The organism is Variovorax sp. P4_B11 (assembly GCF_056402355.1).
On record NZ_JBFUHO010000023.1, the window covers coordinates 63,084 to 77,518 of the forward strand.

Annotated in this window: 21 protein-coding genes; 9 read left to right on the forward strand and 12 right to left on the reverse strand. The window is 63.9% G+C overall.

Annotation, left to right across the window (positions count from 1 at the left end; translation table 11 throughout):
* Nucleotides 1-16: 16 nt before the first annotated feature.
* The 8 genes from AC1DYD_RS20650 to AC1DYD_RS20685 all read right to left on the reverse strand — a co-directional run bounded on the left by AC1DYD_RS20650 (nt 17) and on the right by AC1DYD_RS20685 (nt 8,293).
* Nucleotides 17-1,078 carry a head maturation protease, ClpP-related gene (locus tag AC1DYD_RS20650; protein WP_478174621.1) on the reverse strand — a complete coding sequence of 354 codons (1,062 nt, stop codon included), beginning with the start codon at nt 1,076-1,078 and terminating at the stop codon, nt 17-19.
* A 32-nt stretch (nt 1,079-1,110) separates the two neighbouring features.
* The gene (locus AC1DYD_RS20655) at nt 1,111-2,685 is read right to left on the reverse strand and encodes a phage portal protein (protein ID WP_478174622.1); all 1,575 of its coding nucleotides are present in this window, start codon (nt 2,683-2,685) and stop codon (nt 1,111-1,113) included.
* 1 nt (nt 2,686) lies between these two features.
* Nucleotides 2,687-2,902 carry a phage head-tail joining protein gene (locus AC1DYD_RS20660; RefSeq protein WP_478174623.1) on the reverse strand — a complete coding sequence of 72 codons (216 nt, stop codon included), beginning with the start codon at nt 2,900-2,902 and terminating at the stop codon, nt 2,687-2,689.
* 54 nt (nt 2,903-2,956) lie between these two features.
* On the reverse strand, nt 2,957-4,024 hold the full coding sequence (locus AC1DYD_RS20665; protein WP_478174624.1) for a DUF4062 domain-containing protein: 1,068 nt from the start codon (nt 4,022-4,024) through the stop codon (nt 2,957-2,959).
* A 113-nt stretch (nt 4,025-4,137) separates the two neighbouring features.
* On the reverse strand, nt 4,138-6,117 hold the full coding sequence (locus AC1DYD_RS20670) for a phage terminase large subunit family protein (protein ID WP_478174625.1): 1,980 nt from the start codon (nt 6,115-6,117) through the stop codon (nt 4,138-4,140).
* The gene (locus tag AC1DYD_RS20675; protein ID WP_478174626.1) at nt 6,107-6,712 is read right to left on the reverse strand and encodes a hypothetical protein; all 606 of its coding nucleotides are present in this window, start codon (nt 6,710-6,712) and stop codon (nt 6,107-6,109) included. The genes AC1DYD_RS20670 and AC1DYD_RS20675 overlap by 11 nt, the downstream gene beginning before the upstream one ends.
* Nucleotides 6,713-6,750: 38 nt before the next feature.
* Nucleotides 6,751-7,350 carry a hypothetical protein gene (locus tag AC1DYD_RS20680; RefSeq protein WP_478174627.1) on the reverse strand — a complete coding sequence of 200 codons (600 nt, stop codon included), beginning with the start codon at nt 7,348-7,350 and terminating at the stop codon, nt 6,751-6,753.
* A 22-nt stretch (nt 7,351-7,372) separates the two neighbouring features.
* A complete protein-coding gene (locus AC1DYD_RS20685) occupies nt 7,373-8,293 on the reverse strand; it encodes a hypothetical protein (RefSeq protein WP_478174628.1) in 921 nt (306 codons plus the stop codon).
* A gap of 85 nt (nt 8,294-8,378) precedes the next feature.
* Here AC1DYD_RS20685 and AC1DYD_RS20690 point away from each other — a divergent pair, with 85 nt between their 5' ends.
* From AC1DYD_RS20690 to AC1DYD_RS20700, 3 genes are all read left to right on the forward strand, one after another.
* Nucleotides 8,379-8,648, forward strand: coding sequence for a BrnT family toxin (locus tag AC1DYD_RS20690; RefSeq protein ID WP_478174629.1), 270 nt, complete (start codon nt 8,379-8,381; stop codon nt 8,646-8,648).
* Nucleotides 8,632-8,979 (forward strand): BrnA antitoxin family protein, encoded by a 348-nt coding sequence (locus AC1DYD_RS20695; protein WP_478174630.1) that lies wholly within the window; start codon nt 8,632-8,634, stop codon nt 8,977-8,979. The genes AC1DYD_RS20690 and AC1DYD_RS20695 overlap by 17 nt, the downstream gene beginning before the upstream one ends.
* Nucleotides 8,980-9,089: 110 nt before the next feature.
* Nucleotides 9,090-9,635: a hypothetical protein gene (locus tag AC1DYD_RS20700; protein ID WP_478174631.1), complete on the forward strand. Its 546-nt coding sequence runs from the start codon at nt 9,090-9,092 to the stop codon at nt 9,633-9,635.
* 355 nt (nt 9,636-9,990) lie between these two features.
* Here AC1DYD_RS20700 and AC1DYD_RS20705 read toward each other — a convergent pair whose 3' ends face one another.
* The 3 genes from AC1DYD_RS20705 to AC1DYD_RS20715 all read right to left on the reverse strand — a co-directional run bounded on the left by AC1DYD_RS20705 (nt 9,991) and on the right by AC1DYD_RS20715 (nt 11,311).
* A complete protein-coding gene (locus AC1DYD_RS20705; protein ID WP_478174632.1) occupies nt 9,991-10,230 on the reverse strand; it encodes a hypothetical protein in 240 nt (79 codons plus the stop codon).
* A gap of 77 nt (nt 10,231-10,307) precedes the next feature.
* Nucleotides 10,308-10,853 (reverse strand): phage regulatory CII family protein, encoded by a 546-nt coding sequence (locus tag AC1DYD_RS20710; protein WP_478174633.1) that lies wholly within the window; start codon nt 10,851-10,853, stop codon nt 10,308-10,310.
* 194 nt (nt 10,854-11,047) lie between these two features.
* Nucleotides 11,048-11,311, reverse strand: a complete 264-nt coding sequence (locus tag AC1DYD_RS20715) for a YdaS family helix-turn-helix protein (protein ID WP_478174634.1) — start codon at nt 11,309-11,311, stop codon at nt 11,048-11,050.
* An 84-nt stretch (nt 11,312-11,395) separates the two neighbouring features.
* On the opposite strand from AC1DYD_RS20715, the gene AC1DYD_RS20720 reads away from it, so the two are divergent.
* Both AC1DYD_RS20720 and AC1DYD_RS20725 read left to right on the forward strand, forming a co-directional pair.
* On the forward strand, nt 11,396-11,887 hold the full coding sequence (locus tag AC1DYD_RS20720; RefSeq protein ID WP_478174635.1) for a helix-turn-helix domain-containing protein: 492 nt from the start codon (nt 11,396-11,398) through the stop codon (nt 11,885-11,887).
* 295 nt (nt 11,888-12,182) lie between these two features.
* On the forward strand, nt 12,183-12,515 hold the full coding sequence (locus tag AC1DYD_RS20725; protein WP_478174636.1) for a hypothetical protein: 333 nt from the start codon (nt 12,183-12,185) through the stop codon (nt 12,513-12,515).
* A 62-nt stretch (nt 12,516-12,577) separates the two neighbouring features.
* On the opposite strand, the gene AC1DYD_RS20730 is transcribed toward AC1DYD_RS20725, so the two are convergent.
* A complete protein-coding gene (locus AC1DYD_RS20730; protein ID WP_478174637.1) occupies nt 12,578-12,865 on the reverse strand; it encodes a hypothetical protein in 288 nt (95 codons plus the stop codon).
* 134 nt (nt 12,866-12,999) lie between these two features.
* On the opposite strand from AC1DYD_RS20730, the gene AC1DYD_RS20735 reads away from it, so the two are divergent.
* Genes AC1DYD_RS20735 through AC1DYD_RS20750 form a run of 4 tightly spaced genes read left to right on the forward strand, consistent with a single transcriptional unit; the run spans nt 13,000 to nt 14,391 of the window.
* A complete protein-coding gene (locus AC1DYD_RS20735; protein WP_478174638.1) occupies nt 13,000-13,167 on the forward strand; it encodes a hypothetical protein in 168 nt (55 codons plus the stop codon).
* Nucleotides 13,168-13,184: 17 nt separating this feature from the next.
* Nucleotides 13,185-13,529 carry a hypothetical protein gene (locus AC1DYD_RS20740; RefSeq protein ID WP_478174639.1) on the forward strand — a complete coding sequence of 115 codons (345 nt, stop codon included), beginning with the start codon at nt 13,185-13,187 and terminating at the stop codon, nt 13,527-13,529.
* The gene (locus tag AC1DYD_RS20745; protein WP_478174640.1) at nt 13,526-13,753 is read left to right on the forward strand and encodes a hypothetical protein; all 228 of its coding nucleotides are present in this window, start codon (nt 13,526-13,528) and stop codon (nt 13,751-13,753) included. Before AC1DYD_RS20740 ends, AC1DYD_RS20745 begins: the two co-directional genes overlap by 4 nt.
* Nucleotides 13,750-14,391, forward strand: coding sequence for a macro domain-containing protein (locus tag AC1DYD_RS20750; protein WP_478174641.1), 642 nt, complete (start codon nt 13,750-13,752; stop codon nt 14,389-14,391). The genes AC1DYD_RS20745 and AC1DYD_RS20750 overlap by 4 nt, the downstream gene beginning before the upstream one ends.
* The last annotated feature ends 44 nt before the right edge of the window (nt 14,392-14,435 follow it).

Here is a 14,435-nt window from a genome sequence, read left to right on the forward strand (position 1 = left end):
AAAAATCTCGAGTGGGCTACTTCGGTTTGCGCGCGGCGTAGATGCTGGCGACGGAAAGGCGTGCGTTGACGGGGCGCCCGGTGGAAGACGAACCGTCGAGGTCGTCGGGGCCGCCGGCGGGCAGCAGCGTTTCGCCTGTGCCGTGGGCCCCATCGACGACGATGGCCGATGCGCGGCGCACGGCCGACAGCGCGATGCGGGCGACCGGGGCGGTCGCGCCGGCCTTGATCAGCTCGTCGGCGACACCCGCCTGCCCGGCAGCGCGGCCCAGGGCGCGGACTTCGGCGACGCAGGCGAGGCGCTCGGTGAGCTGGGCCTGGTCGACGGCAGCTTCGACCAGCACCGCACCGAGGGATGCCTCGCCAGCTGCAGCGCAGGCACGGATCACGACGTCAGCCGCGAGCGACGAAGTCGGGCGCGGCTCCGGCGCGGGCTGCTGCTCACGCTGGGCCAGGCTGGACTTCAACGCCGTCGGCATCGCGTCGAAACGGCCGAGGACCGCGTCGTCGATCAGCGCGGCGATCTGGATCGGCGCCTCGGTCTCGTCGGCGAAACCCTTGGCGACCGCCTCCGCAGCGGACAGCCAGGTCTCCTGGGCCATGATGGTCCGCACCTCGTCGTCCGGCAGGCCCGTCCGGCTGGCGTAGATGCCGGCGAAGGTGGTGGTGGTCTTGTCGAGCAGTTCGGCCAACGCGCGCATCTCGTCGGCCTCGCCACGGATGCCGCCCAGTGGGTTGTGGACCATCAGGTAGGCGTTCTCAGGCATGACGATCCGGCCCGCGGCCATGAGGATCAGGCTCGCGGCGCTGGCGGCGAGGCCTTCAACCCGGCCGGTGATGCGCGCTCGGTCTCGGATCAGCGTGTTGTAGATCGCGAGCGCCTCGAAGACGTCGCCACCTGGGGAATGGATTGACAGCGAGATCTCCGCGGAGGGATCGAGCGCCTGGTAGTCGCGGATGAAGTCGCGGGCGGTGACGCCCCACAGGCCGATCTCTTCGTGGATGGAGATGGTGGCCGTGGGCGCCGCGCTGCCGGCGGCGGCAAGGCTCTTGATGGAGTACCAGGACTTCTTGGACATGCGAGTTGGGGAGCGGGTAAGGGACGGGTGCGTCAATCGATGGGGGCATCATTCGACGCGGGCTGGCCCTTCGCCTGCGGCGAAACTTCCTCGTCGTCGGCTGCTGCGCCGAAGCGCAGGCCCAGGCGCTCCTCGCGCTCGCGGTCCTGGGCGATCTCCTCGTCGAGCAGGTCCGCGTCGATGCCGCGATCGAGCAGCGCGCCGCTGCGGCTGGCGAGGCCGTGCTTGATCTCGAGCGCGCGGGCGGTCACGTCTTGCACCGGGTGGATGTAGGCATGCGCGTCGGGCGTCCAGCGCGTGGCGCGCATGTCGGGCACGTTGGTCGGCAGCAGGCCGGCCAAGATCGCGGCATCGAACCATGCCTCGCGCACGCGGCGGCAGATCTGCGGCACCAGCGTGTTGTTGATGCGCTGGCGCGCGTGGCGGCGGAACTCGTTGAGTGCGACGCGCACGGTGCGATCGTTCTCGCCGCGGAAGTCGAACATCAGCACCGAGTACGGAATGCCGAGACCGGCGCCGATCTGCTGGCGCTGCTCGCGCATGTACTTGTCGTACTCGCTGCCGACGCCGGGTGGATCGCTGAACTTCATGTCCTCGCCTGGGAGCATCTCCTCGACGATGCCGGGCTCGAGGCCCGTGATGCCACCCGACTGCAGGCTGCCGCGCCAGGCGTTGACCATCTCGGCGGCCAGCGACTCGTCGCCGGGCGTGAGGCGGCTGATCGCGGACAGCAGCTGCGCGAACTGATCGTCGGCCATGCTCTGGTCCGGCGGCGGGCGTGTGATGAAGCCGACGAAGAGGTTGGCCAGCTTCTGCCGCTGCAGCGTGGCGTCGTCGAACTCCTCGAGATCGCGCTGCTTGATCATCGTGGTGACCTGGTTGGGCACGCCGCGGACCTGGCCGGGAGACAGCGGCTCGAACAGGTGAATGATCTGCGCGGCCGGGATGCGGCGCGGCTCGTTGTCGGCGCCGGTCGAGTCGCCGGGGTGCTGCGGGTGGACCCAGTAGGCGGCTCGCCGGCCCTTCGCGTCGAACTCGACGCCGTCGACGATGCGGCCGCCGTTGGCGATCGAACTCTCGGTCTTGTAGCTGAGGTGCTCGCCTTCGAGCAGCTGCAGCTGCAGATCGACGCCAGCGGCGCGGGCCGGCACCAGGCGCACCAGGATCTCGCCGCCCTCGAGCATCGAGCGCGTGGCGAGGCTCTGAAGGCCGTAGTAGTCGGTCTGGCCGTCAAAGTCGCAGACGTCGCTCCAGGCTTCCCAGAGGGTGATGAGGCGGCGGCGCAGCGCCGGGTCGGCACACAAAGGCTTGGCGGCGATGCCGCTGCCGATGAGGGTCGACACCCAGCGGTCGAGCGCGGCGCGGGCCGTGAGGTTGTTGCGGGCGAGATCGCGGGCGCGGGAGCGCACGATGCGGTGGCCGGCGGCTACGCGGCGCTGTGGGCCGAGGTTGGAGGGCTGCCAGGAGGAGAGGCGGCGCTGGCTTCGGGAAGCGTCGTAGGCGGCACGGACGGCGCCTTGGAGCTCGCGCTTGAGTTGGTCGAGGCTATTTTTTGGTTGGGGCGCGGCTGGGCGGTTGCGGGCCCAGGGCCAGAGGAGGCTCACCATGTCAGAGGCCCCGGCCGGATTGGTGGACGTAGAAGCGGCGGCCTGAGAGGAGGCCTTCATTCAGGCTGGCTGCGAGGGCCCGGGCTACGTCGTTGCGGGCTGCGATGAGCTCGGCGGTGGAGCGATATTCGACTTCCTGGTCGCCGAAGCGGACACGTCTTTCGCCGCTGGCAATGGCGCGGTTGAGGGCGGCGAGGTCTTGGGGAGTGTGGGCCATGGGCGCGAATGGTGCGTTGCCATGGTCCCAAGCGCCTGCGGTCGAACTTCGGCGTTAGGAACTCAGCTTCTTTCTTGCTGATCGCTTCGTTGGCACAGCTTTGCGCGCGCTCGGAGTTTGAACTACAGCATCCTCCACAGATTCAGCGCGTTCAGGCTTCCGCTTTTCAAGCTGTCTTCTGTCGTAATAGGCCAAAAATTCATCCCCTAGTTTCGTTGTCGCAACCCTGCGATATTTCGCGCCAGCGACCTTCTCATTACCCACAAGACCATGAATCTGCAATTTCGGCGCAACAGTGAAGAACAACCAATTTCGATCCTCACCCATTCCATATTCGTTTGTAATTCCGGAAAGAAAGGTCTCATGCGTACTCCAGAAGACAGAAAAAAGATCCATTTCCCTGTCTTTTTTCTCCGAAGTAAGATGATTTGGCACCAAAATCTTGGTGGCAAGCAAGACTCTTAGCAATTCATCGAACGCCACGGTATTGGGTCTTTTAGACTGAATCTGCCGCTCTAATGCCGCCAACTTTTCGCGCAATACATCATTTTCCTGGGAGAGTCTTTGAATTTGGTCGAAGAGAGGGGCGGTGTCCTGTACTTCTCCCGCTGCCACCCACCCCTTAAGCTCCCTATTTGTAGCAAAGTCAGAGAGGCTTTCGTGGATGCCTAGTTTTATGTCTTTTACATCATCAAAAAACGAAGACATATTCTCAAGAACTTTGGACCTGAAGATTTTCAGTTTTTCAGGCTGGTCTAATTCGATAACACTAGTACCGAACTTTTTAACCCTCAACTCCCGCGCAGATTCGTTTTCAACAACCGCGAATAGAGCCTTGTTCTTTTCTATTGCATAATTGTACTCAAGCTCCGTGTAGCTCAGCCCACTAGACCTTTCGATTGAACCATATCTACCACCCAGAATTAAAACATAAACATCTGATTCATCTATCCATCTTTTGATGATACTCATCTGAGTTTCATCGCCTGCAGTAAATAGCTCCATTCCAGCGGGTATATGACCCGCTTTTAAAATAGCTGCGACCGCAGCTTGCCGCTCATCCTTTAGATCCGTAAATGTGCTAGATACAAAAACCTGGAGACGTCTTTTTGTTGCCATCATTTTTTTTCAAAATCGATTTCACTGGGCGTGAGCCGTTCATCGTCCCGTTCTTTCGAGATGAGCGGCAAGCTCTAGGCTAACCCAACTGAAACGCACTCCACCGCGCTCGGAGCCTAGAGGTAGGCACTTCGCGTCCGCCGACGAATCTGGCGGACTTGAGAGACTTGCCCTCCTCCTGTGAGTGCACTCGCAGACATCTCACGGGTTCCGCGATAAACCTGCTCGCTGACTTCGACATGAGTCTCGGGGATTGGGGCCGCAGCGGGCAACAGACAAAACGGCAGCTCATAGGATGCAAGAGCCAACACAGCGAGGTTGACTCGGCGCTCAGAAATTAATCCTTGATAGGCGGCCCAAGCGTAGACGCGCACGTCGAGTGCCTCGTTCCGCGCCCCCTTCGACGCCACCCAAGTCCGCACCATCTGCCCCTTCGCGTTGTAAGTCGTGACCCGCCTCTCCACCGTAAGCTGTTTGAACCACGAGTCGTCGTACTCATCCGGAAAGTGGCACACGCCCGCGCCGGCGCCAGCCTCGCCCCCAGTGAGTTTCAGGCGCGCATGGATCAGATCCTTCGCGGTATCCACACCCACCAGCCGCACCGCGAACCCCTTGTACTTCACCGACTTGCTCGCCCGAATGGGCCAGATCGGCCGCGGGCCCGGCGCTCCCTTGATCGCCCAGATGTTGCGCCCGGCGCGCGGCTGGCAGAACGTGTAGACGGCGTGAGCATGGTGGCCGCCGGTGTCGATCGCAGCGGCGCGCACGCGCAGAACGCGGCCATCCTCCGTCTGGTGATCCGCCAGCAGCAGCTCATCCAGCCGGCGCCATACCTCAGGCTGCGCCGGATCCCCCATCAGCACCACGTAGCTGACACCCCAGCATTCCTCATCGCGCCCGAGGCCGATGATCTCGAGCTCGAGGCGGTCGTCCTGGACGTCCACGCCAGCCACCAGCAGTAGCACCCCGAGCGGGATCGCACGATGGCTGTACGCCTCGCGCCGCTTCGCCAGCTCCGACGCATCGGACGTGTCGCCCGCCTCCTCGTACGGCAGGCCCAGCACCGTGTTGTAGAAGGTCTTGATCTGCTCGGGCTTGCCCTGCGTGTCGTGCCACTTGCGCACGATCTCCGACACCAACACCCACGGGCTGTAGAGCTGGCTGATCTGGTAGCCCTTGCGGCTGCGGCCCGGCACCGCGGCGACCCACCGGCCTCTAGCCATCATCGCCGGCTTGTGCTGGTCGCCATACAGGCCGCCGCATGACGGGCAGACGTGCGCCGCCGACTCGAGGTCTTCCGGGTCGTCGCGGTTGTAGGTGACGTGCTCCCAGTCGAGCGCATGCGGATGATCGCAGTGCGGGCACGGCACGTTGAAGCGCCGCTGGTCGCTCGCCTCGTAGTCCTGCGCGATGCGCGAGTCGGCCTTCAGCGACGGCGAGCTAATCTTCAGGATCTTGCGGTTCCAGAAGTTCGAGGTCCGCGCGACGGCCAGGTTGACCGGGTCGCCTTCGGCGCCGGCCGAGGCCGGGTAGCGATCGACCTCGTCGAGCAGCAGCACGCGGATCGGCCTGGAGGCCAGCGACGCGGCCGAGTTGGCGCCGGCCATCGTGAGGTGCCCGCCCGGGAACACCTTGTGCAGCAGCGTGTTGCCCGCGTCGCGCGCCTTGTCGTCGACCAGGCGCGAGAGCGTCGGACTGTCGCGCAGCATGGGCGCCAGGCGGTCCTTCGAGAAGCTCTCGGCCATGTCGAGCGTGCTCTGCACGTAGAGGATCGGCGAAGGGTCCATCGCCATGAAATAGCCGGCCGCGGCCTTGGCGATGGTGGTCTTGCCGACCTGGCTGGACGACATCACGGTCACTTCCTGGACCGTCGGGTCCGAGAGCGAATCCATGATCTCGGCCTGGAACGGCGCCCGGTCGGGACGCCAGACGCCCGGGTCCGGCCCCTCCTCGCGCGACAGGTGCAGGTGCTGCGAAGCCCAGCGGCTCATCGTCAGCCGCGGCGGTGGGCGGAGGCGCTGCACCAGCAGCGCGCGCAGGGTGCTGCGCATGCGGGCGTTGTGCCTGGCGGTGAGGATGATCGGGCTATCGTCCACCGGCGGCCTCCTCGATGTCGACGACTGCGATGTCCGACTCGTCGCCGAGCAGCATCGGATCCTCGTCGTCGATGTCGTCGACAGGCTCGAGCTCGACGGTTCGCGCCAGGTCGGTGAGCGACTCTTCGACCAGGCCGGTGAGGGTCTCCATCACGTGGATCTTGTCGCGGCCGGCCACCAGCGGCGCGGCGCGCGACGGCAGCGCAAGCAACTTGGTGCGCACCAGCTCGACCAGGCCGCCGAACACCGCTGCGGCCTCCTCCACCGGCACCAAGCGGCGCGCACGCTCCGCGCGGCGCAGATCGATCATCAGGCGCTGCGAACGGGCGAGCAGCGCCCGCTCGCGCGCGCTGTTGATCTCGCCGCCGTCCTCGGCCACGTTCTTGCGTGGCCCGGGCAGGCGCTCGCGCAGGTAGCGCACGTAGGCCGTGACGTTCGCGAGGAACGGGTAGGCGCCGCGGCCCGACCTGGCGAAGACGCCCTCGTCCACCAGCTGGCGCACGCGCGCGGGCGTCAGCCCGAGCACCTGCGACAGCGAATCCGCGTCGACATCACCGATGCCCGCGAGCCCTTCCGGGCAGGTCCATTCACTCATGAATCACAAACGCAAATCAAAACAAAAACGCCCTGTCCCTAGCCGAATTGCGCGGGTTCGCGAACCCGTGTTTCGGCTTCGGCGCCAGGGTCCCCCGCCTTCGTCGAGGCCGTCCGCTTGCGGCCCGGTGCCCGCCCATCGAACAGCTCGAGCTGCCCGCGCTCGGCCTGCATCCGCTCGAGCAGGCTGCCGCCATCACCCCGCACCTTGATCAGCCGCGTGCGGCACCACTGGCTCACCGCTAGGTCGGCGCGCAGTCGCAGCCGAGGCCGCAGCGCCTTCGCCTCATCGAGCAGCCCGACCACGTAGCGCTTGCCCATGCCAAGCCGCGCCGCGATCACCTCGACCGGCTGGCCCTGGCGCTGCCAAGCCCCCGCGCACGCCACATTGCGCCAGCGCTCGAAGTCATTGAGCAGCGGCACGTGGATGGTCTGCCCGCCCCACTCGTCCGCGAGTCGCCTGAAGGTAGCCGGCCCGAGCAGCGTCACGAGCGGATGCCCTGCCGACGCCGACTCCGGCACGTAGAGCGAATTGCCGCCGTGCAGCGCCGCGATCAGCACCGCCGGCGTGAAGCCGACCACCGCCGCGATGTCGTCGAGCAGCGTGTTGGTCCACGAGACCGAGATTTCCTTTTTCACTTTCCTCCTTCGTTCGTTTTCGTCAGGCATCGACATGCGCACTCCCCGCCAGGCGCGCGGCGCTCGCACCCGCACCCCTCCCTTGCCAAGCCTCTTCCGACGGCGCATCGCGAACGCGCGCCTTGTACGAGGCCCACTGCTCCACCTCCGACCACGGCCCGATGCCCTTGGCTTTCGCCTCGGCCTCGACGGCCTTGCGAGAGTCGGGGTCGTCCGGCGCGCGGACGGGCAGCACCAGGCCGGCCGCATCGCGGCGCCTGCCCTCGGCAACGCCCAGCGCGTACACGAACCCCTTGCCGCGCCTGACCGCGTCCGCAGCGGCCGCCTCCAGCTCCTCGACCGTCGCCCCGGCCCGCAGCAGCGCCGCCAGCTTGGGGTGCGACGGCTTCGCATCGCCGACACCCGCCTGCTTCATCGCTTGGCAAGCCTCGCGCGCGCTCGCACCCGCGTCGCCTGCGCCTTCGACTACGTCTCCGAATACGGATACGCCTAAGTGCGCAGACGCTGCGCCGCTGCGACGCACCCGCTGCGCAGGCGCTGAGCGCTCGACAGGCGCCTGCTGCGCATCTGCTGCGCAACCGACATGCACCTGCTGCGCATCCGCTACGCATTCACCGGGCGGCACCGGGAACTTGCTCGAAGCCGCTCGCACCTGCTGCCGGAAGTCCAGCAGCTGCAGGTATCGCTTTCCGTCCGATGCCGGATACACCCTTACAAGAGCCGCGTTCTCGCAAGCGGAGAGCCACTTCTCAATGTCCGAGTCGGATACCTTGGTGAGCAACAACGGGTAGCAAGCTGCCCGAAGCAGCGCCGGCCGTGCGTAGTAGCGGCCGAAGTCGTCCACCACAGACATCAGCCTGCGATAGAACACTTCCTCGGCCCAGCTGAGCGCCTCGACGCGCTCGCTGGTGAGGATCCCCTCTCGGAGAATCCGGTTAGGCATGCGTCACCCTCCTTCGAGCCGCGGCTCCGAGCCGTCCTCGGCCAGGTGCTTGCACGCCTATATTTCTGTATATACAATCAAATCGATGCGCTACACGTTCGACCCGAAGAAAAACGCCACCAATGTCGAAAAGCACGGTGTCTTCTTCTCGGCGGCGGACGACTTCGAATGGGAGACGGCGCTCATCCACGTGGACTCGCGCAAGTCGTATGGCGAGCCACGGCTCGAGGCCGTCGGCTTGATCGGTGACCGCGTGCACGTGTTGGTATTCAGCTTGCGCAGTACCACCGTGAGACTCATCAGCCTGCGCAAGGCAAACAGCCGAGAGGTGCGGAAATATGTCGACCAAAACTAAGTCGGGCCGGGTGGTCCGCATGCCGACGCCGGCCGAGGACGCGCGCATCAATGCAGGGATCGCGGCCGATGCTGACGCGCGAGAGCTCACGGACGAGTTCTTCGCCAGCGCCAAGCCCGCGGCCGATGCGCTCGATGCCGAGACCCTGGCCAAGCTGGCCTCGATCAAGAAGCGCCGCGGCCGGCCATTGGGCAGCGTGGCAGAGAAGACAAAGGTGGCCGTGAGCATGCGCTTCGACCCCGAACTGCTCGAGGCGATGCGAGCGAGCGGCACGGGCTGGCAGACGCGCGTGAACGACATCCTTCGACGCGAGTTCGTTCGGCGTCGATAGGTCGAGCAGAGGACGCGACTTCCAGACCACACAGGGGCCTGGATGGGCGTGCGGCTGACGGCAAGCTCGTTCGATACGATCGTGGGATCGATACAGAGAGACGAGAACAGATGAAGAAGTACTTTTCGGTCGATCGCCGAAACCAATACGCGGAGGGCAAACTGGTGAGCCTGCGCACAGAGCCAAACCCGTCGCCTGAGCTTCACGCGCACATCGGCCAGCTTTTCCCGGAAGGCCTTTCGCAGCATGGCAACACCTACTTCGGTCATCCGCAGCCGCTCGCAATTCTGAGCCTTACCGATCGCAATTCGTTGTTGCTTGAAATGCTTCTCGAAGGGACGCGCAAGGCTTACTTTCCGGACAAGCCGTCCAGGTATCAGTCGATGTACGCCTTCGATTCGCTCGACGAGGCCTTGGCATTCAGGCAATCGCATTCGCACCCCGGGGCGCACATCTACGAACTCGAACCGCAAGCCAGAGTGCATCGAGGCGACATGGCTATCTACCGCATCAATCTCCGGGTGGCCGAAATCGATCAAAGCATGCACCTCTACTGGCAAGGCAAAACCCGCGACACCGATGGGCACCGATCCGAATGGGAGCACGTGCTAGAACTTCCCGTGCTCATCGGGCGGCGCGTATCGAAACTGCCTTGATGGGAAGCCCGTGATATGGAAGTACCTCTCGTACGGATAGGTGAAGGAGGCGTTAGCCAGGCCGGCGAACCGGTAGTCGAATTCCTCTTCCAAGCTTCCCGCCTCTGCTCGCAGTCTCGCGAGCACACGTTCCAACCCATCGATTGCGTCCAATAAGCTCAATTGCTGCCCTTCGATGTTCAGCGTAAGGAGCCGCGTGTTCCGGTCCTGGATGTGGTCTTCGTCAAAAAAGAGGTTCATGGTCTTTCAGTCGTGAAATTGTGAAGAGTTGAAGCTGAGGAATGCGCGGCTCGCGGCGTCGAAATGTGAAGGTCAGGCCACAAGCACATGGCCTCTCTCGTTTCCCTCCAAGGAATCAATTGAGGCCATAGTGCCCGCGATACGGGAACGCGAAAGACGCGTGGCAGTTGGAATTGATCCTCAGTTCGAACTCCTCTTGCGCCAGTCCACTTTTCTCGCGGAGCATTGCAAGCGCCAGTTCCAGTCCGCCGATGGCGTCCGACAGGGAGATGTGCTCGCCTTCAATGCTGAGGACCAAACGCCTCGCGTTGTAGCTGTCCAGGATGGGGCACGGGATAAAGGATGCGGCGCTCATGATTTCGTTCGGATTGAATTTGGTTAGTGGGACTCGTTGCCATCGCAACCGCTGAGGACCGGTTCGAAGGAGCGCACTCAACGCCGGCCCTTCGGATCGGGATAGCGCGCGATCGCGCTCTTCATCAGCGCCGCCCCCAGGCTGTCTGCTGACGCGCGCGCATCGATCAGCCGCTCGCGCAGCACGGCCAGCGTGGTGATGGCCTTCTCGATCTTCTCGTCGGCCGCGGCGAAGTCGCGGTGGTTCATCTCGATCGCGTTGGGCAGCGTCGCAGCGACCGAGCCCATCGTGACCATGACCTGGCACACCAGGCGGAACAGCTCCTCGTCGTCCATCGCCAGATCCTTCGGGATCTCGACGGCCGTGTGGCCGTGTCGCCAACAGAGCGCATGCAGCGCGTCCGCCCAGCCGGGCACTGAGGCGCCCTCGAGGCAGAACAGGATCTCCGACAGCTCCTCCGAGAAGTTGACGTAGTTGTTGGTGGCCTGCTGCCGCAGCTTGTTGTAGAGCGTCGCCTTGTGGATCCCCAAGCGCTGGGAGAGGGCCTCGATGCCGCCGGGATACTGCTGGGCGGCGCGGTAGAGGGCGTCGAGCGGATGAAGCGAGTCAAGTCGACAGGTCATTGGGCCGCCTCGCCGAAACGCCGAAAGATCTGATCGACCTCCTCACACACCAAGCCAAGAGCCGCCACCAAATCAGGCGGATGAATAGAGGACCTGCGCGCTCTGGCGGTGGGCAAAGTAAAGGCATGAATCAATGCACTGTTCCTTCTCCGAAGCGCCGACCAGGCGCGAATTTCAGGTGGGCCAGCGAGTCGTCACGCACGCGCACCCTCCCCGACTTGGCCGGCATGCGCGCTACGTCGCAGGTACGCGAAGACGTCGGCACGGTCGGGGCGAAGTTGTTCGCAAGTCACCAGCCCGCCTGTGGCTCGCTCGATGTCGATACAAAGCCCTTCGCCGAGGCGCTGTCCGGTGCTAAGCGCCTTTCGCAAATAGCCCACCGTCGTGCCACATCGGCGGGCGAAGTCCACTTGGTCAAGGCTGCCCAAGGAATTCAGGTAGAGGCGAAGACATTCCATGAGCAAAGTTTACCCATGGGTATATCTGCGAGTCAATACCCCCAGGCCATTTACCTTGTGGTAACACATCGGAACAATCGCGCAATGGAAATCAACGAGCACTGGCGACTTCGACTCATCGAACTCAAGGACGACTTGGGCCTCAAGCAGGCCGAGCTCGCGCTCAAGCTCGAAAAGTCGCCTGACTATGTGTCGAGGCTTCTCTACGCCCCCGGAAAAAAGGGAAGAAAGAACCTGGGGTTGCAGACGATTCGTACTGCGGTTCAGAACTTTGATCTCGCTGCAGGCTGGTTTGACCTTCCTTTGGGCACAGATCTACCGAGTGCACGGACAGACCGCGGAATGCCCGAACGCCACGCTCCCGTGACAGCGGCTCACCGAACCCCCATGCGGAATACGCTGGGGGCGCTGGGAGACGCTCTATCGGCAGCTACGCCGCAGACGCGGGAAGCAGTCGCCGCCATGCTCGCCAGCTTCGCGAAAGACCCAGATAGTGGCGGCGCCATCGCGGACGCCGTGGCTTCGCTACTGGAGCAGCCCACAAAATTGGATCGGCGAAAGAGCAAGGCGGCTTGACTACCCCCGCTCAAATTTACCTGTTCCCGATGCCGGTTGGGAAGGCGAAGGATCCCATGGGCACACGCGGAAAGTCTGGGCATGTTGGGCGAATCGTCGATCTAACCGGGCGCCGACCCGCCCGCACACAGCGCTAGATGAAACGAGGTCAGAAGCGCGCCTCCTCCATCGCATACCTCGACCTTAGCGTCACTCATCTCGCCTGACTTCATTCGATTGAATGATTACCCATGGGTATTGACAAAATAACTTACCCACGGGTATTGTTCTCTCCGTTTTCACGACGGAGTTTCGAATGTCATTACCTATCGCGTCCTTCGCCAAGGCGCCCAAGCAGCCGGGCCTCAAGTGCGTCATCTGGATACGCAAAGTCGGCACCCGCCGTCAGGCGTTCTTCAGGCTTGCCAATGAGGGCGCCATGCACTGGCGCCCGATGCAGGTCGCCCAGGCCGACAAGGCCCTGCGTGACGGCAAGCTGAGCATCGGCCCACTGGCCGGCGCAACCGTTGTTTCACGCGAAACGGCGCGGCGCGCAGCGGAACCACGCCGCGTGCAGTTCGCCGAGCAGGCTCAGTTCCTCAATCGCACGATCGATGCTTTGAACCATGCTGCAGGCGGTGAAGCATGAAGACCGACTTCGACCGAGCGACGCTCACTGCGGTTCTCACGGAAAAGACCGCGGCCAATGTTCTAGTCGATCACGTCGGGCGCGCGGAGGCCGGTCAGTACTTGGTAGGCGACCAAGCCGGCATACCGGGTACGTGCTGCGGCGTTGAGTTCCATCCCCTGGGCTTCGCACCATACGGGGAACTTGTCCGGGTCAATGTTCACTCGGACGATCCGAGTGCCTTCGACCTCAAGCTTTTTGCGTCCCGTTTCGGCTGCGACCAGCCACTCATCGTAGGTCCGATGGAGTTTGTGGCCATCCTTGAACATGGTCCGAAGCAGATCGAAATTCTCGCGCTTGAACCATGCCATCCCAGTGGCTCGAATGGGCTGCGTCATAGTGATCCCCCTGATGTAGTTTGTGAGTCGAAAACTCTAGACCACATCCTGGGCGGCTCTTATGCGGAACCTTCGCTAATGGCCGCGTCCTGCGGGAAAGGGGCCGCATGAATCTTCTCCTTCACTGGGTTGGCGCCGCCGCAGTCGCCCTCGCCATGTCCATCGCCTGGGATGACGACGAAGCCCTGCAGGCCACCGCCGACGACGTGCGCGATGCCATCGAGGCAGCGCAGACCGCCGCGTCGGAGGAACCTGCATGGCCTCTCACTCAATGACGCGCGGAGGACCTGACATGCCGACAGTCACATCCGGCCTCTTCTTCGTGGCGAAGGATCGCCCCGGCCGAGCCGCCGCGAGCGCGGCGCCCGCCGCAGACGGCTCATTCGCGGTGACCTTGCGCGTCGTCGACAACCAGGGCCCGCGCCGCGTCGAGCCCTATGTCGTGCGCTGGGCGGGCGCCGAGGCGAGCGCCTGGTGGGATGCCCACGCCCCCCTCAAGGCCGGCGATGCGCTCGCGCTCGAGCTGCTCAACCCGCGCGCATTCCCGGGCTTCAACGCGCCCGAGATCCACGCCGAGGTGTCGTGCTGCCGGCTGATGCCGCGGCACGCGCCAACCACGATGGCGGCCAGCGCATGAGCTACAGCGAGATCGTCGCCATCGACGCGGTCAGACGCGTCGCCAAGGAGGCCGCCGAGCGCGGCCTCCTCCTCAACGATGCCTGCCCGTGGCCCTACGACAGCTCGGCCGGACAGTTCTTCAAACGCGAGTTCATTTTTCACAGGGCGGCGCTCGAGGCGCTCGCCCGCTCGACGCCTGAGGACACCGAAGGCGTCGAAATATCAACGGAGCAATCTGCATGAAGATCAAATTCCGAACACTCAGCCCCGATCTCCTGGCTGCAATCCGCCATGCGTTTCCCGAGTGGAACTCACATCTGAGCGATATCTTCACGGGCTTGCCCGCCGACGTACTGGTGAGTCCAGCGAACTGTACCGGGCGTATGGATGGGGGGATCGACCAGGTCTACATCGATCGCTTCGGCTGGCAGCTAGAGCGCCGGCTGATGCGCGATATCCAATCCTTGCACGGCGGACGACTGCCAGTTGGCGAGGCTCGCTTGATCAGCACCTACGACCCGACGATCCCCTTGATGATTTGCGCGCCGACGATGGATTGGCCGCCCCGCGACGTTGGCAAGACGGACAACGCCTTCCTCGCATTCAAGGCCGTCTTGAATTGCGTCGCGCGCGAGGTCGAAGGCAAGGTCCTAGGCCGCGAGGCCACTGTGTTGCTGCCAGGTCTCGCCACCGGTTCTGGCCGCATGCACCCTGATAGGTGCGCCGAACAGATGCGACGTGCCTGGGAGGAATTCCAGAAGACCGTTACCAGCGCGGCATCGATGTCGCCCCTGGTTGACCCCATCGCCCGCCGTCCGGCGCCAGGTCACGATGGGCTTGACGAGCGCCCGGGCGTCATGTCGATGGGGTTCCAGCGATGAGTCGGATGATCACGGCCACAGGCGCCGAATACCACCTGTGCGGA

Bases quoted from the DNA above. Each gene is read 5' to 3' on its own strand.
- AC1DYD_RS20650 (WP_478174621.1), bottom strand. From the start codon at position 1,078: ATGTCCAAGAAGTCCTGGTACTCCATCAAGAGCCTTGCCGCCGCCGGC.
- AC1DYD_RS20655 (WP_478174622.1), bottom strand. From the start codon at position 2,685: ATGGTGAGCCTCCTCTGGCCCTGGGCCCGCAACCGCCCAGCCGCGCCC.
- AC1DYD_RS20660 (WP_478174623.1), bottom strand. From the start codon at position 2,902: ATGGCCCACACTCCCCAAGACCTCGCCGCCCTCAACCGCGCCATTGCC.
- AC1DYD_RS20665 (WP_478174624.1), bottom strand. From the start codon at position 4,024: ATGATGGCAACAAAAAGACGTCTCCAGGTTTTTGTATCTAGCACATTT.
- AC1DYD_RS20675 (WP_478174626.1), bottom strand. From the start codon at position 6,712: ATGAGTGAATGGACCTGCCCGGAAGGGCTCGCGGGCATCGGTGATGTC.
- AC1DYD_RS20685 (WP_478174628.1), bottom strand. From the start codon at position 8,293: ATGCCTAACCGGATTCTCCGAGAGGGGATCCTCACCAGCGAGCGCGTC.
- AC1DYD_RS20690 (WP_478174629.1), top strand. From the start codon at position 8,379: ATGCGCTACACGTTCGACCCGAAGAAAAACGCCACCAATGTCGAAAAG.
- AC1DYD_RS20695 (WP_478174630.1), top strand. From the start codon at position 8,632: ATGTCGACCAAAACTAAGTCGGGCCGGGTGGTCCGCATGCCGACGCCG.
- AC1DYD_RS20700 (WP_478174631.1), top strand. From the start codon at position 9,090: ATGAAGAAGTACTTTTCGGTCGATCGCCGAAACCAATACGCGGAGGGC.
- AC1DYD_RS20705 (WP_478174632.1), bottom strand. From the start codon at position 10,230: ATGAGCGCCGCATCCTTTATCCCGTGCCCCATCCTGGACAGCTACAAC.
- AC1DYD_RS20710 (WP_478174633.1), bottom strand. From the start codon at position 10,853: ATGACCTGTCGACTTGACTCGCTTCATCCGCTCGACGCCCTCTACCGC.
- AC1DYD_RS20715 (WP_478174634.1), bottom strand. From the start codon at position 11,311: ATGGAATGTCTTCGCCTCTACCTGAATTCCTTGGGCAGCCTTGACCAA.
- AC1DYD_RS20720 (WP_478174635.1), top strand. From the start codon at position 11,396: ATGGAAATCAACGAGCACTGGCGACTTCGACTCATCGAACTCAAGGAC.
- AC1DYD_RS20725 (WP_478174636.1), top strand. From the start codon at position 12,183: ATGTCATTACCTATCGCGTCCTTCGCCAAGGCGCCCAAGCAGCCGGGC.
- AC1DYD_RS20730 (WP_478174637.1), bottom strand. From the start codon at position 12,865: ATGGCATGGTTCAAGCGCGAGAATTTCGATCTGCTTCGGACCATGTTC.
- AC1DYD_RS20735 (WP_478174638.1), top strand. From the start codon at position 13,000: ATGAATCTTCTCCTTCACTGGGTTGGCGCCGCCGCAGTCGCCCTCGCC.
- AC1DYD_RS20740 (WP_478174639.1), top strand. From the start codon at position 13,185: ATGCCGACAGTCACATCCGGCCTCTTCTTCGTGGCGAAGGATCGCCCC.
- AC1DYD_RS20745 (WP_478174640.1), top strand. From the start codon at position 13,526: ATGAGCTACAGCGAGATCGTCGCCATCGACGCGGTCAGACGCGTCGCC.
- AC1DYD_RS20750 (WP_478174641.1), top strand. From the start codon at position 13,750: ATGAAGATCAAATTCCGAACACTCAGCCCCGATCTCCTGGCTGCAATC.